Annotated in this window: 12 protein-coding genes; 1 reads left to right on the top strand and 11 read right to left on the bottom strand. The window is 35.6% G+C overall.

Going from position 1 to position 15,984, the window contains the following annotated elements; genetic code table 11:
• Positions 1–24: 24 nt before the first annotated feature.
• From JVV30_RS03255 to betB, 7 genes are all read right to left on the bottom strand, one after another.
• Positions 25–237 carry a sterile alpha motif-like domain-containing protein gene (locus JVV30_RS03255; protein ID WP_053028911.1) on the bottom strand — a complete coding sequence of 71 codons (213 nt, stop codon included), beginning with the start codon at positions 235–237 and terminating at the stop codon, positions 25–27.
• A gap of 117 nt (positions 238–354) precedes the next feature.
• On the bottom strand, positions 355–1,536 hold the full coding sequence (locus JVV30_RS03250) for an amidohydrolase (protein WP_070855235.1): 1,182 nt from the start codon (positions 1,534–1,536) through the stop codon (positions 355–357).
• 183 nt (positions 1,537–1,719) lie between these two features.
• Positions 1,720–3,105: an MFS transporter gene (locus tag JVV30_RS03245; protein ID WP_070855234.1), complete on the bottom strand. Its 1,386-nt coding sequence runs from the start codon at positions 3,103–3,105 to the stop codon at positions 1,720–1,722.
• 12 nt (positions 3,106–3,117) lie between these two features.
• Positions 3,118–4,293, bottom strand: coding sequence for a M20 family metallopeptidase (locus tag JVV30_RS03240; RefSeq protein ID WP_204193364.1), 1,176 nt, complete (start codon positions 4,291–4,293; stop codon positions 3,118–3,120).
• A gap of 146 nt (positions 4,294–4,439) precedes the next feature.
• On the bottom strand, positions 4,440–6,704 hold the full coding sequence (gene aryK, locus JVV30_RS03235; protein WP_204193362.1) for a transcriptional regulator AryK: 2,265 nt from the start codon (positions 6,702–6,704) through the stop codon (positions 4,440–4,442).
• Between the two features lie 217 nt (positions 6,705–6,921).
• The gene (betA, locus tag JVV30_RS03230) at positions 6,922–8,631 is read right to left on the bottom strand and encodes a choline dehydrogenase (RefSeq protein ID WP_107629243.1); all 1,710 of its coding nucleotides are present in this window, start codon (positions 8,629–8,631) and stop codon (positions 6,922–6,924) included.
• Between the two features lie 139 nt (positions 8,632–8,770).
• On the bottom strand, positions 8,771–10,261 hold the full coding sequence (gene betB / locus JVV30_RS03225) for a betaine-aldehyde dehydrogenase (RefSeq protein ID WP_053028916.1): 1,491 nt from the start codon (positions 10,259–10,261) through the stop codon (positions 8,771–8,773).
• Positions 10,262–10,523: 262 nt separating this feature from the next.
• Between betB and cudC the strand changes: the two genes are divergently transcribed.
• Positions 10,524–11,078 carry a choline uptake/conversion transcriptional regulator CudC gene (gene cudC, locus JVV30_RS03220; protein ID WP_204193361.1) on the top strand — a complete coding sequence of 185 codons (555 nt, stop codon included), beginning with the start codon at positions 10,524–10,526 and terminating at the stop codon, positions 11,076–11,078.
• Between the two features lie 59 nt (positions 11,079–11,137).
• Here cudC and JVV30_RS03215 read toward each other — a convergent pair whose 3' ends face one another.
• The 4 genes from JVV30_RS03215 to JVV30_RS03200 form a co-directional block, all read right to left on the bottom strand.
• The gene (locus JVV30_RS03215; protein ID WP_053028918.1) at positions 11,138–12,760 is read right to left on the bottom strand and encodes a BCCT family transporter; all 1,623 of its coding nucleotides are present in this window, start codon (positions 12,758–12,760) and stop codon (positions 11,138–11,140) included.
• Positions 12,761–13,124: 364 nt separating this feature from the next.
• The gene (locus JVV30_RS03210; protein WP_053028919.1) at positions 13,125–14,417 is read right to left on the bottom strand and encodes an anaerobic C4-dicarboxylate transporter family protein; all 1,293 of its coding nucleotides are present in this window, start codon (positions 14,415–14,417) and stop codon (positions 13,125–13,127) included.
• A 225-nt stretch (positions 14,418–14,642) separates the two neighbouring features.
• Positions 14,643–14,897: a hypothetical protein gene (locus tag JVV30_RS03205; protein ID WP_070855230.1), complete on the bottom strand. Its 255-nt coding sequence runs from the start codon at positions 14,895–14,897 to the stop codon at positions 14,643–14,645.
• Positions 14,898–15,075: 178 nt separating this feature from the next.
• The gene (locus tag JVV30_RS03200; RefSeq protein ID WP_053028921.1) at positions 15,076–15,849 is read right to left on the bottom strand and encodes a CHAP domain-containing protein; all 774 of its coding nucleotides are present in this window, start codon (positions 15,847–15,849) and stop codon (positions 15,076–15,078) included.
• Between the last annotated feature and the right edge of the window lie 135 nt (positions 15,850–15,984).

Here is a 15,984-nt window from a genome sequence, read left to right as displayed (position 1 = left end):
TGTATATCTATATTCATTCGGTCATTATAATTGGCTTTGTTCATAAAGCGAGATAGATCGCTTCACGATTTCTAAAAATTCATGGTCCAATGTTGCAATTGTCGTAAAATAGCTAAGTATATTGTCAGAGATACGCTCATACTTAGGAAAATGTTGATCTTGACTAATCCAATGTGCAAGTTCTCCCAAAGGGGTTTGGTCACCAATAAATCCTTGCATAAACTCGTAAAAACTCATTATCTCACCCCAGCGTTTAGATATACGCTTATACTATCATGATACGTAGTATTACACTAGTACTGAAAAGCCAACACTTTTTTAAGCTTTGTTGGCTAAAGTGAAATAAAATTGGATTTATTTAGAAGTCAAATAATCTAACACAACTGCACCTACAGCTTCTGCCGCGACTAACATACTTTTCTCATCAATATTAAATTTAGGGTGATGATGCGGGTACACTTTACCATCTTGTGGCGCAGCACCTGAGTAAATAAATGTACTTGGTAATGTTTTAGCATAAAATGCAAAATCTTCTGATGGGGGTTGTGCTTCACATTCTTCTACCCCTTTTACGTCATCTAAATCAGCATTTTTAATTGTTTCTGCTACATAATTCGTGAATTCAGGGTCATTATAGAGTGCAGGATAATCTTTACTGAACTCAAAGTCACATTTAACACCAAATGTGGCTTCAAGACCTTCAACCATGCGTTGTAATTCTTCAGCAATGCGATCACGTGTAGCATCTGTTAGCGCTCGAACATCACCTTCAAGTTCAATTTTATCTTTAATCACATTAAATTGACCTTTCCCATCAAATGAACCAATCGTTACAACGCCTGTTTCAAATGGGTTAAGTCGACGGGAAACAATCGTTTGCGCAGTTGTAACAAAGTTTGCACCAGCAACAATCGCATCATTTGCAGTATGTGGTGATGAGCCATGACCTCCTTCACCTTGAATCGTTAATTTAAAGTATGAACGACCTGTTTGCACATTTTCAGGGCGGTAGAACACTTTACCAGGTTCCATATTAGTCATCACATGTGTACCAAGCACATGATTGACACCATCTAACACGCCATCTTCAATCATACCTTTGGCGCCACCTGGAGGCATTTCTTCAGCAGGTTGATGGATCACAATCACTTTACCATTTAATTGATCTTTCATTTCAATTAATGTTTCTGCCAAGATTAACATGTACGCTGTATGCGCATCATGTCCACATGCATGCATAACGCCGTCATTTTTAGACGCAAATGATAAGCCCGTATCTTCTTGAATTGGTAAAGCATCAAAATCTGCTCGAATCGCAATCGTTTTTCCTGGTTTGCCGCTATCGATTGTCACTTTCACACCATTTTGACCGACATTCGTTTCTACTTCACAATCTTTATCTTTATAAAATTCGGCGATATATTTCGGTGTTTCTGACTCTTGGAATGATAATTCTGGATGTTCATGTAAGTGTCTACGTATTTCAATCATCTTTTCCTCTTTATCTTGTAGACGTTTTACTAAATCTTTCGTCATGCTATCCACTCCTTTTTTCTCATTATATGCCTTTCTCTATTTTCAATGTTGCGCTACGGTTTCTTATAACTTAAACCATTTTTTAATTTCACATCTCTGTATGGTCTTCTCTTCCCGAAAAAAAGAAGCATATGCAAGTTCCAAAGAATTCTTGCATACGCTTCTATTTCATTAAATATCACTCTATGATTTAGATTGTTGTTTAGGAACACCTATGAGTATGACAATAAATGAAATGATTGCCATTAAAATGTTCAACCACAATCCTAACATGGCACCAAAATTAATATTAACCATGGTTGCACCTATACCATATATCGTACCTGATAATGCGATACCAAACGCACCACCAAGTGAAGATGCCATTTTATAAATACCTGATGCTACACCCACTTTATCTTCAGGAGAATTTGAAATGGCAGTGTCTGTTGAAGGTGTCGCATAGAAACCAAGGCCTAAACCGTATAATAAATAACCAATGACACAAACGACTACATACATTTGTGAAGATAGGAATGTAAATGAGATTAACAATATACCTACCATATTGAGTGCAGTACCTAGTAACATAGGTTTTCTTGCACCAACTTTTTGAAGGATTTTTTCACCGACACGAATCATCAATAATACTGTAATAAGATACGTAATTGAAAGTAATCCTGTATGGAATGTTGAAAAACCTAAACCTTGTTGTACAAATGTGTTCGCAACGATTAACGTACCAGCAACACCATTAAGCATAAAGTTAGAAATTGTAGCACTTGTATACGCTTTATTATTAAATAATTTAAAATCAATTAATGGGTGATGCATTTTCATTTCTACACGTACAAAGATAATCGTTGAAATAATAAATACTGCAATTAACGCTAAAATGATTGGTGAGAATAACCCTAATTTAGCACTTTGTGTAATCACCACATTAATACTTAACATCATAATGACAAACAATGTTAAACCTAAAAAGTCGAATCTTGTATTTGTTGTTTGATTCGATTTTGTTTCAGGTGTTCCTTTAATTAGAAGAATCGCTACAATCGCTACAATGATAGAAATAATATAAATCCAACGCCAACCAATTGCCGTTTCAATCATACCGCCAAATAAAGAAGCAAACCCTGAACCACCCCATGAACCAATCGACCAGAAACTTAACGCGCGTTGTCGATCTGAACCTTGATAATACGTTTTAATAATCGCTAAAGTAGAAGGCATAATCGCCGCCGCTGATAACCCTTGAATGATACGTCCAAGAATTAACATTGAAGTAAATGGTGTCGCAATAATTAATAATGACCCAATAATACTCAATACTAAGCCAATATATGTCATTTTTACTCGGCCTAATTTATCAGCGAAACTACCCGCACCAACGACAAACATCCCACTAAATAATGCCGTAATACTTATCGCAATACTCGTTGTACCAATACTGCTTGAAAACGAATGTTGTATGGTTGGTACTAAGTTAAGTAGTGATTGCGCAAATAACCAAAATGTAATTACTCCAAGTACAATACCTAATAAAAGTTTATTATTTCCAGTGAATTGTTGTTGTCTCATTTCCATAATGCTCTCTCCTTAACTTAAGTAGTCTAACACGACTGTCCCTACTGCCTCTGCAGCTACTAACATTGATGACTCATCAATTGTAAATTTTGGGTGGTGATGTGGATAAATTTTACCATCTTTTGGTGCAGCACCTGAATAAATAAATGTACTTGGTAATGTTGCTGCATAGAAAGCGAAGTCTTCTGATGGTGGTTGAGGTTCACAAACTTCAATACCTTTGATATCATCTGCATCCGCGTTTTGAATTGTTTGTGCAACATATTGTGTAAATTCAGGGTCGTTATATAATGCTGGATAATCTTTTTTAAATTCGAAATCACACGTTACGCCAAATGTTGCTTCAAGACCTTCAACTAAACGTTTTAATTCTTTTTCAATTGTGTCACGTGTGTCATCGGTTAACGCTCTAACATCACCTTCAAGTTCTACTGCATCTTTAATCACGTTAAATTGACCTTTGCCGTCAAATGAACCGATTGTAATCACGCCTGTTTCAAATGGGCTTAGTCGTCGAGATACAATCGTTTGTACTTCCGTAACAAATTGAGCGCCTGCTACAATCGCATCATTAGCCATATGTGGTGAAGAGCCATGACCACCTGAACCTTGTACGTTTAATTTGAAGTAGGCACGTCCAGTTTGAACAAATCCTTCTCTATAGAAGACTTTACCGGCTTCCATCGTACTCATCACATGCGCACCTAAAACGTGATCTACACCATCAAGTACGCCATCTTTAATCATGCCTTGTGCGCCACCTGGAGGCATTTCTTCTGCTGGTTGATGAATAATAATCACTTTACCTTTAAATTGATCTTTCATTTCTATTAATGTTTCACCTAGAATTAACATGTAAGCTGTGTGCGCATCATGACCACAAGCGTGCATCACGCCTTCATTTTTTGATGCGAATGGTAAACCTGTAGCTTCTTTAATTGGTAAAGCATCAAAATCTGCTCGAATCGCAATCGTTTTACCAGGTTTGCCACTATCTATCGTCACTTTAACACCATTAGGCCCTACATTCGTTTCTACTTCACAATCTTTATCTTTGTAGAAATCCGCGATATATTTTGGTGTTTCTTCTTCTTTAAATGATAACTCAGGATGTTCATGTAAATATCTTCTTATTTCAATCATACGTGCTTCTTTTTCTTGTAAAGTGTTAATTAATTGTTTATTCATAATTCATCTCTCCTCACCTATAATTGTATCGTTTATCTCTCAATTTAATAGTTAATCTATGTCCTCTTAGACACCAAATTGTTTAATTTTTTAATTTAAAAAGGAGAATGACAAAAATTAATGATACATTTTTGTCATTCTCCTAATTATACGTATTTATTTATTTCTATGATATGGATGGAGTTCGTCATTACTTTTAAATGATACGTTAGTGTTTCCGCTACTTCTAGTTCTGAAATATCTAATCTAGGGTATGAAATACGGTTCACGTAATCAATCGTTTCTTGGTCCATACCATACGTTGTATTATGTTGTTGCCATACACGATATAACGCGCCATTCTCTTTATCTAACGTATAGTGTTTAACTTTATATAGGCCACTTTGAAGGTCTTTAATTTCAAGTTTAAAGTTCCGTTTCTCCATTACATTAGGCTGTTCTGAAATAGTGTAATATGGATTATAATGATCAGCATCCCACACAACGATTTGAAGATGCGTATCATCACCCACAACCATACATTCCTCATTGCGGAATCTCACATGAGATTGCAACATTCTAAAGAAATTACTTGTAAAGAATGCAGGTCGCTTGCCATCAAATTGATGATATAAATCAATTCCCATCAGACGATGTTCATTCATGACACCATACTTTTGATGTAATTCGTAGTTCAACCAGTAGCCTACTGTGCACACTTTCTCATTGATATCTAATAACTGTTTAAATATAATACCCGCTCTAAAATACTCGCCATTTGTCAAATTAGAATTGCCGGTTAAAGTATTCCAATTCAGCAACATAAGTGGAATCGCTTTATGATTGGCTGGAAGCCATTCGAGTAAGGCTTCTACTGTTTCGTTAATATGATTTTTCGCATATTGATACTGTATATCTTCAGACACTTCTAAATTAACGACGTCATTCTGATTGGCTTCGAACGCTAACATATGCACCTTTTCAGCGTGATCTTTAAATAATTGTTTCAAATTATCCTTATTATCACTAACGTCTTGGTCATGCACAATAAATTTCACGTTAGAAATATAATGTTTAAATACATCATATAATTGTACATATTGTTTCAACGCAATGGCATCTATAATCACTGATAGTTGCATGCTACTACTGTGTGTGGTCATATTTATAAAATGTTTAAGAATCTCTATCCAATGCGCACAATACGATTGAAATGCTGGAGCGCTACGTGGCGGTCTCAGACGAATACTCAAATGTATTTGGTGATTCATAAGGAATAATAAACATTCATCTAACGTCATATATTGATGGCTATGCGGAATAATTTCATCTGATGCGACAACATGCTCTTTCCAAGCGTTATCGTTAACTAAATCTTGTACAAGAACCGTATCTAATCCAATTCTATCTTTTACTTCTAATAACTGTTCTCTATAGCGATGTACCCGCAAATTAACAATACTTCCTATTTGAACGATATGGTTATATTTATTTAAGTGCCCAAGACTGTCATCTAACTGGATGTCAATTTCCTTTTGAGGTTCTGCTGATTGAATGACGACATCCATTTGATTATTCACAAACGACGATAAATATTGAATATACCGTCTGATACTTTGCTTATTCATTGGTTTGATATCCGATTGGTGGCTATCTTCAACATGATATTGTTTACGATAGTCACTTGGCGTCATGTGATACCATAATTTAAAGTTTTTAGCTAAGGATGTCGAATTGGAGAATCCATTCCCCAAAGCAACATCGGTAATTGAAATATCAGTATATTTTAAATCATGTTCAGCATTTCTCGTTCTAACTTTATTAAGATAGCTATTAAACGACGTTCCTAATTTCTTTGTGAATAAACGTGACGTATATGAACTAGATAAATTGATATAGTCTGCTAAGTCATCTAAACCGATATGTTCCATGTAATGTTGATTAATAAATTCTGAGGCAAGACTAGCAAAAACGTCATCTTTATTTTGCTCATGTATCATTTCTTGTCTTGACTGATACGGAATAAATTTCACTAGCATCTCGATTAATTGAATCATCATTTGATCCATATGCAATTGATGAAACTTCCCTTTCCTTAAATAGGTAATGCCTATTTTAGCCAATAACGTTTTAATGTCATTATGTATTTTCTGAGATACCTCTTCAAAGTGAAAATAAATATTCTTATCTTCAATATAATGAGAGAAATACTTATTTGACAGTCGTAGTGACATATAGCTAACATCTGTATCATCTAGAATCAAAAAATTTTGATAGCTATTAATTAAAATTAAATCGCCAACGTGATATTGTCTATTTTGATTCTCACTTTGACAAGTGACATTGCCTTTTAATATTAAGTTCAATGATAAATAATCAGAAGCGACATCTTCTTTTTTCGTGTCGAACGTGATTTCATAATTTGTATTCAAGAGGTCTTCATCCACCCTTCTAAACCACTTCTTCTTAACTATCATATCAAAATTCAATGACTATGAAGATTGAAAACATGAGATACAATACTGAACGGATTAAATAAGGTATTAAAAAGCAAATTGGGAGCGGAACAGAATTCATTTTGAATTCAGCGTCCCGCTCCCTAAGTTATCTTCTTTTTCTATTTTTTAGTATTAATATACTGTTTTACAATTAGTGTTGATAATATGGATCAAATTCCATTGCACCAGCATTCTCATCACTCACACCATGTTTATAATAATCAACATATTGTGGTTCTAATGGTTTTCTACCACGGATGATATCTGCTGCTTTTTCAGCAAGCATTAATACAGGTGCATGAATATTACCATTTGTTGTACGAGGCATTGCTGATGCATCAACAACACGTAAATTTTCCATACCATGAACTTTCATAGTTAATGGGTCTACAACTGCCATTGGATCTGATGCAGGTCCCATTTTAGCACTACATGATGGATGCAATGCTGTTTCACCATCTTTACGTACCCAATCTAAGATTTCTTCATCTGTTTGTACGGATGGTCCTGGTGAAATTTCACCACCATTGAATGGATCCATTGCTTTTTGCGCTAAGATATTTCTAGCTACTCGAATTGCTTCAACCCACTCTTGCTCGTCTTCTTTTGTTGAAAGGTAATTAAAGACAATACTTGGTTTTTCAAATGGGTCTTTTGATTTAATTTTTAAGCTACCACGTGAGTTTGAATACATTGGTCCTACGTGCACTTGATAACCATGTGCTACTGGTGCTTTTTGTCCGTCATATCTTACAGCAATCGGTAAGAAGTGGAACATTAAGTTTGGATAAGCAACTTGGTTGTTAGATCTTACGAAAGCACCACCTTCAAAGTGGTTTGATGCAGCAGCACCTTTACGTGCAAATATCCATTGTAAACCAATCCATGGCATACGTTTAACATCTAAGCTTGGTTGTAATGACACTGGTTCTTTACATTCATGTTGAATATATACTTCTAAATGGTCTTCGAAGTTTTCTCCGACGCCTGGTAAATGCATACGTGGTTCGATTCCTTTAGATTTCAAGAATTCTGCGTCACCAATACCTGATAATTGTAATAATTGAGGTGTATTGAACGCACCACCAGATAATATAACTTCACCTGCATCAACCGTATGGTATCTACCATTACGTTTAAATGTTACACCTGTTGCTTTGTTACCATCGAAATGGATTTTAGTGACAAATGCACGTGTTTTAACAGTTAAATTTTTACGTTTCATTGCTGGGTGTAAGTAGGCTCTTGATGCTGATACACGACGTCCGTTATGCACTTGGCTATCGAAAGGTCCAAATCCTTCTTGTCTATAACCGTTAACGTCTTTTGTTTTGTGGTATCCTGCTTCTACACCTGCATCAAAGAATGATTTAAATAATGGATTAGTTGCTGGACCACGTTTCAATTTAATTGGACCGTGATGACCTCTAAATTGGTCAAATGGTGTAGCACCGTATGTTTTCTCTAGACGTTTAAAGTATGGTAAGCAATGTGCATAGTCCCATGATTCCATACCTTCTGGTTCAGCCCAACCTTCATAGTCCATTGGGTTACCTCTTTGGTAAATCATACCGTTTATTGAACTAGAGCCACCAAGAACTTTACCACGTGCATGGTCTACTTTACGTCCCATATGTGGTTCTTCTTCTGTTTGATAAATCCAATCGTAGAAACGATTACCTGATGGGAACATTAACGCTGCTGGCATTTGAATGAATAAATCCCAAGGATAGTCACTACGTCCTGCCTCTAACACTAATACATCTTTATCTTTATCTTCTGTTAAACGATTACCTAATACTGAACCGGCACTACCGCCACCAATAATGACGTAATCATATGATTTCTTTTTACTCATTATAAATTCGTCCTCCCTTAAATTGATTATGATGTCTTTATATTTCATGCTTTTAAGTTCGATACGTACAACTTTATAACTCAAATAAATAGAGTCGCATAGCTGATTTATATTACGACTCTATCGCTCTTGCATGGATTTGTTATTTGCTAAAGAAGTTCACTGGCTCAGGATTTGTATTCGTTAAAATATGTTTACTAGTTAAATATTCTTCTAATCCTTCTTTACCTAGTTCACGTCCAATACCTGATTGTTTATAACCACCCCATGGTGCTTGTGCGAAGTATGGATGGAAATCATTAATCCAAACTGTACCAAGTTTTAATTTATTGGCTACACGTTGTGCTTTACCGATATCTTTAGTGAAGACTGCACCTGCTAAACCATAAATAGAGTCATTAGCTAATTTAATTGCTTCTTCTTCACTATCAAATCCTTCAACAGTCACAACTGGACCAAATACTTCTTCTTGAACGATACGCATTGACGTATCACAATCAGTGATTACTGTTGGTTCAAAGAATAAGCCAGCTTGTAAATCTTCTCGTTCTGGGCGTTTACCGCCAATTGCGATTGTAGCGCCGTCTTCTTTTGCAATTTCCATGTAGTTTTCAATCTTACTACGGTGTTCTGTAGAAATTACAGGTCCCATTTCAGTATCATCATCGAAACCATTACCAAGTTTGATTTTACCTACACGATCAATTAACGCCTTCTCAAAGTCGTCTTTAATGTTGTTGTGTACTAAAATGCGTGACCCTGCTGAACATACTTGACCTGCGTGGAAGTAACCACCATTCAAGGCTTGATCCACTGCAACTTCAAAGTCAGCATCATCAAAAATAATATTAGGATTCTTACCACCAAGTTCTAATGCAATGTTAGTAACATGATTAGCAGCATTCTTCATGATATGTTTACCTGTTTCAATGCCACCTGTGAATGAAACTAAATCTACTTCTTCATGACCTGATAGTGTATCTCCGATTTCTTCACCACTACTTAATACTAAGTTGATAACACCTTTAGGGAAGCCAACTTCTTCCATCAATTCGAATACACGAATTGTAGTTAACGGTGTGATTTCACTTGGCTTCATAACAAGTGAGCATCCTGTTGCTAATGCTGGTGCAATCTTCCATGAAGCTTGAAGTAATGGATAATTCCAAGGCGTGATTTGTGTTACGACACCAACAGGTTCCTTAACGACCTTACTTTCAGTGTTTGGAATTGGTGAATTGATGATTTCGCCACCATCTTTATCTGCTAATCCAGCGAAATAAGTAAATACATTGGCGATATCATCCATATCTGCATATGATTCTCCTAATGTTTTACCAGTATCTAATGTTTCTAATTTAGCTAATTCATCACGATGCTCTGTAATTTTATCTGCAATCGCTCTTACTTTTTTACCTCTGACTTCACTTGTTTCTAATGACCACTCGGCATCTTCAAATGCGCGACGTGCTGCAAGTATTGCTCTTTCTGCATCTTCAGCAGTACCTTCTGCAACCGTAAAGATAACTTCTTGGTTATAAGGATTAATAATATCTCTTGTATTTTTATTTGAACTTTCTACCCATTCACCATCGATATACTGACGGTTAGACAATTTCTCTACAAGTTCCATCAAACGACCTCCGTTAAGTTTGTTAAATTTTTATTTAACGAATTTTACAGAACTAGGTTATCATACTTTTCATAGCCTTGCAAACGATATAAAACGACACAACTTTTGAGATAGACTTGAAAATATAGTGTCAAAAGTGCTAATAATAAATATGCGATTTTGAAACTTTTCACCAAACACTTTATAATGATTTAGAATTGAAAAATGAACGTCTTCGTTTATTTCTCTTTAAAAAACTAATAAGTAACAATGGAGGTGCACCATGGCACGTTCAACGAATTATGACCAAAAAATTGAAGAAGCAAAAGATCTTGTTATCAATTCAATCGGTGAAACAATGGATTTGTATGGTACAAACCGTAGCGTCGGTAATCTATACGGCACAATGGTCTTTGAAGGCAGTATGACGCTTGATGAGATGCGTGAACATTTGCAAATGAGCAAGCCGAGCATGAGTGCTGGTGTCAAAAAACTACAAGAATTTGATATCGTGAAACAGCAATTCACTCGTGGCAGCAGAAAGCAACACTTCATTGCAGAGAAGAACTTCTTCCATTTTTTCCGTAACTTCTTTACACAAAAATGGGAACGTGAAGTTGACACGAACTTAGAGGCCGTTGAAAAAGCGCAATTATTGTTAGATGAAACCTTAAAAAACGCTGACTTAGACGAAGCATCTAAAGCAGAAGTTGATAAAATCCAAGCACAATTAGATCATACAAAGCAATATTGTAAATGGCTTGAAAACTTAAGTAACACGATTGAAAGTGGCCAAATCTTCGAACATTACCCAATTCCAGAAAAAGAAGATATTTAAAAAAAGCTAGAAGATTTTCGAAAGTATGACACTTCGAAAATCTTCTAGCTTTTTATTATTTATAAGTTATCATCATGTGGTTCTTCTTTAACTTGAACAATACGTAATGAACGTCGTTCAATTTCTTTATGCTTATCTGCCCTTGTTTCCAGTTTAATCCGGTCTCTATTAAGCGTAATAATAAATGAAATCATCATAAAGATAAATATCACAATTAATGGCACACTCGCTAAGATAGATGCAGTTTTCAATACCTCAAGTGCACGTTCTCCTCCAACTAACATCAGTGAGAAAGGTAATAAACATAACGCAAATGCCCAAAATAGACGGTTAGCTTTTAATGGTTCGCCAACAACTTTTTTCTGTGATGCAGCAGCTAAAATATATGAACCTGAATCAAATGTTGTTGCTAAGAATAAGAAAGCAGAAATCAAGAATAATACAACAATCAATGTTGAGAATGGCAATTGATGCATTACTTGAATAATCGTCGCTTCAGTACCATGCGTATTTAAAAAGTTAATCACATTAAATTCGCCTGTAATCTGTAAGTACACTGCATAGTTACCAAAGATACCAAAGAACAATAGACAACCTAATGTACCATAAATAATCGTACCTAAAATAACTTCTTTAAGGCGTCGTCCTTTTGAAATACGCGCTATAAACAGACCGATAAATGGTGCATATACTAACCACCATGACCAATAGAATATTGTCCAATCTTGTGGGAAGTTAGTTTCTTTGCGTCCTTCAATTCCACCGAAAGGTTCCATCCAAGTAGCCATATGGAAGAAGTCTCTTAGCATATTACCAAAACTTGTAATTGTCGTTTCCATTATGAAAATGGTAGGACCCACGATAAACACAAAGCCTAGTAATAAGAATGATAACCATACGTTAACATCACTTAATTTTTGAATTCCCTTTTTCAGACCAGAATAAGAACTTACTGCAAACACAACTGTGATCGTCAATAAGATAATTGAACGTACAACCATATTTTCGCCATCGATACCTGTCAATTTCTCAATACCTGCAGAAATCATAGGAACACCGAGCGCAAGTGATGTTGCAGCCCCGCCAAGTAGTCCGAAAATGAATAATATATCTACTAATTTACCTAAAAATTTATCTGTTTGTCCTTTAAGAACTGGACGACATGCTTGACTAATTTTGTAAATAGGTTGTTTCTTAACGAATACTAAATAACCAATAGGTAGTGCTGGTAAGACATAAATCGCCCATGCGATTGGTCCCCAATGGAACATACCATATTGCGTGGCATATGTAAGTGCTTCATCTGACATCGCTTTTGCACCATTTGGTGGGACTTGATAATAGAACGCCCACTCAATGACACCCCAATATAATATGTCTGATCCAATACCTGCACAGAATAACATAGACGCCCAACTGAAGTTATTAAATTCAGGTCTATCCGTTGCTTTTCCAAGCGTCACATTACCGTAGCGACCGAACGCAATATATAATACAAAGAATAAAACGGCTAATCCCATAAATAAATACACTGATCCAATTGAATTGGATATCGCACTGTTGATATCAGTAATTACTTTTTCACTGGCTTCCGGAAAAATCATCATCGGTGTAACAGCCACAAGTAATACGACTACCGTCCCTATAAAAGTCGGCCAATCCATAATTTTTTCTCGTTTCAATTATGTTCCTCCTCAAAATAGTTGTTTCGATAAAAATTAAAAAACCACTTTCTTGTCACGGTTTATTCACATATTGACGATATCTAAAATTAAATAAAAATGCAAATTACATTCAAATTATACTTTTCAGTTTATTGAATAAATATATATTTCAGACATATTTCAAAGCTTTAGAAATTGCTATAACAACAGTGTTAAATTTAAACTTAACGTATTTAACAAATTTTATTTTGTATTATTTTTGCATAATCATACCCTTATAATGAATTTATATTTATTTAACATTTTTTAAATTTCTCATTTCACTCCTAAAAAAGACTACAAATCATCGAGCATGTCGCCCCAAAATTTGTAGTCTCTATATCTAAAATCCTAATATCGATTTTATTAAGAATCCAACTATAATCGATACGCCAATCGCAAAGAATCCTGGAATAATGAAACTTGTCGCTCGTGTACGTCCAGTCTCATCTAAATTAACCGCAAATAATAGCGTTGGTTGTGCAGGAATAACGAAGTTGACATTGAGCGTTTGCACCATTGCAATAAAGTACATTGGTGGAATGCCCATACTCATAACAATTGGCACCATAATCGATGCGGTTGCAGTTTGAGAGATGACGATCATCGCCACTACAGCAACTAAGACAATGACTAACCAAGGTATAGATTGGATTGTTTGTCCGATATCCTCTTGAATAATTTTTAAGTTTTGAGGTGCGTTAAATACAGTTGCACCTAACCAGCCAGGTCCGAGTACTGCAAAGAGTGCACCAATAGCGGATTGTGCAATATTGGAAGACAAGATATCACTCGTATTAATCTTCATCATTAATAGATTAATCGCAACACTCAAATACATAAAGAACTGTACAATTTCTGTCATTGTTACGTTAACTTGTTCACCATCGACGTTAAAGGCTGGCATTAAATTTGGAAAGATACCAAATGTTAATATTGCTGACACACACAGTAAAAAGCTAACTACACCTAATTTAGTTTTAGTTGAAAATGATTGTTTAACAGATACTTCAGGTGTATGCGCCATTTCACTCGGCGTAACTGATGTCTTTCGACCGACAAACGTACAAAAGACACTTAACATTAGCATTGTAATAATCGCTGTAGGTAATACAATACTTAAATATTGTCCCATCGATATATGATAACCCGCCATTACCGAAATAATGTAGGCTGTTGCTGATGCTGCCGGACTACATAATAAAGCTAAATTAGCAGTCAATACAGAAGCAGTAAGCGGTCGCTTAGGTTGTATATTAGCCTTAACCGCAGTTTTGGCAATAATAGGTTCTAAGGATAACGCAATATTTGCTGTACCTACGCCAAACACAAATAAAAAGACAATCATTGGCGCTATAAAAATAATCGATCTTGGAAAGCGTTCGATAACTTTGGAAGCGAGAAAGACTAAATAGTCAATACCTCCTGTAGCTTGCAAGGTACCACCAGCGATACCAATGGATAAAATAATTAATACTGCAGTAACAGGCGCTGAACCTGGGGGCAATTGAAAGCCAAAGATCATTATGAGTTGTGCCACAATGGCGAAGATACCACACCCTAATGCACCAGCCGCACGAAGCCCTAATAATATAGCTAGTATCATTATGATGATTTCTACTACAAACAGTAGCATGATGAAAGCTCCTAACTTTTCTGAAAATTATTGTGATTTTTTTAACATAAATAGTTTATCACTTGAAGATGTCAAAAGTATAGAATTGTAGATAATTTAAAATATTAAATGTAAATAAAATGTGAACTCACATTCTGACATATTCATTCCAATTAACTATTATCCCACTCTAAAAAACCTTGAAAGTATGCTGCTTCTAGCATCTTTCAAGGTCGATATTATCCATTATTTTGAATGGTCATCTTTGAGTGTTCCTTTTTTAATTGGGGCCGCTTCGTAATCACCCTCGATTTCTTTATCTTCAGTATGACCTTTAGCCATTTCTACATTTTTCTCAGTTTCTTTACGCTTTTCTTTTTTTGAACGCTTATCATACGCACGTTCTTCTAGTAATGATCCCCAAATAAGGCCACATATCACCGCAATCGTTACGATGATAATTAATGCTAATATAATCCATTTGATTACATCAAACGTCATCTTTAGTCACCCTCCTTTACGATTCACATATACAATCTAATATTAATTTCACTTATTATTGTGTTTCCCGTTATACCTCCGCTTCAATCACACGATGCGCTATCTCGACATGCCCTTTTCCAAAAAGAAAAAACCACGACGCCGTTAGATTAGGCATCGTGGTTAAAATGATTTCAAATTATGAAATGTAGTTATATGAACCAGCTTGGCTAGCTGAGATTGTACGTGATGATACGACACCAGGTCCACCGTTATAGTTCATTTCTGAAACTTTAACTGAACCGTCAGCGTTAACACTTTCAACGTATGCAACGTGACCGTATGCACCTTGAGACGTTTGCATTACTGCACCTGCTTTAGGTGTGTTGTTAACTGTATAGCCATCTGCAGCAGCTGCAGTTGCCCAGTTATTTGCGTTGCCCCAAGTGCTACCAATTTTACCGCCTACTTTGTCATATACATAATACGTACATTGACCAGCAGTGTATAGGTTTGCACCGCCACTTGATTTACCTGATAATGCTGCACTACTTGAGCTTGTTGATTGAGTAGTTGGTGCGTTTTGAGTTGTTACTTTAACGTTACGATCTGAAGTTGAATAGTTAGCACCTAAACCGCCACCAGCATTATTGTTTGCTGTGTAAGATTGTGTATTTTGGCTAGATTGATTGTTATTGTAGTTGTAATTGTAGTTATTGTATGATTGTGTATTGTTTACTGCTTGGTTGCCAGTGTATTGTTGACCACTTTGTTGCGCTTGAGCTGGGCTCCAGTTACCTTGCCATTGATAATGGTAATTACCTTGTTGGTCAATTGTGTATGTGTAACTGTATGAATATGGGTCATTAGGGTTATATCCATTATTATTTTCCGCTGCGTCTGCATCCTGATGTGCTAATCCAAATGTTGCAATACCTGCTGTTGCGATTGTAGCTGTAGCGATCTTTTTCATAATTAAATATCCTCCTAGAATGTTTAAAGCTTTTTATCTCGTGGCTACCTGCAATTGACATATTAGAAATTTTAAATCATTCAATTCAAAATGTTTTTAAGTAATTTTTTCTTCGTTAATTAACGACAAGACATA

The sequence above is a fragment of the Staphylococcus sp. GDY8P47P genome (assembly GCF_016892225.1).
Classification (GTDB): Bacteria; Bacillota; Bacilli; order Staphylococcales; family Staphylococcaceae; genus Staphylococcus; species Staphylococcus borealis.
This window is presented reverse-complemented; position numbering and strand designations above follow the sequence as displayed.

Excerpts from the sequence above, each read along its gene's own strand:
- JVV30_RS03255 (WP_053028911.1), bottom strand. The coding sequence starts at position 237 with ATGAGTTTTTACGAGTTTATGCAAGGATTTATTGGTGACCAAACCCCT.
- JVV30_RS03250 (WP_070855235.1), bottom strand. The coding sequence starts at position 1,536 with ATGACGAAAGATTTAGTAAAACGTCTACAAGATAAAGAGGAAAAGATG.
- JVV30_RS03245 (WP_070855234.1), bottom strand. The coding sequence starts at position 3,105 with ATGGAAATGAGACAACAACAATTCACTGGAAATAATAAACTTTTATTA.
- JVV30_RS03240 (WP_204193364.1), bottom strand. The coding sequence starts at position 4,293 with ATGAATAAACAATTAATTAACACTTTACAAGAAAAAGAAGCACGTATG.
- betB (WP_053028916.1), bottom strand. The coding sequence starts at position 10,261 with ATGGAACTTGTAGAGAAATTGTCTAACCGTCAGTATATCGATGGTGAA.
- cudC (WP_204193361.1), top strand. The coding sequence starts at position 10,524 with ATGGCACGTTCAACGAATTATGACCAAAAAATTGAAGAAGCAAAAGAT.
- JVV30_RS03210 (WP_053028919.1), bottom strand. The coding sequence starts at position 14,417 with ATGCTACTGTTTGTAGTAGAAATCATCATAATGATACTAGCTATATTA.
- JVV30_RS03205 (WP_070855230.1), bottom strand. The coding sequence starts at position 14,897 with ATGACGTTTGATGTAATCAAATGGATTATATTAGCATTAATTATCATC.
- JVV30_RS03200 (WP_053028921.1), bottom strand. The coding sequence starts at position 15,849 with ATGAAAAAGATCGCTACAGCTACAATCGCAACAGCAGGTATTGCAACA.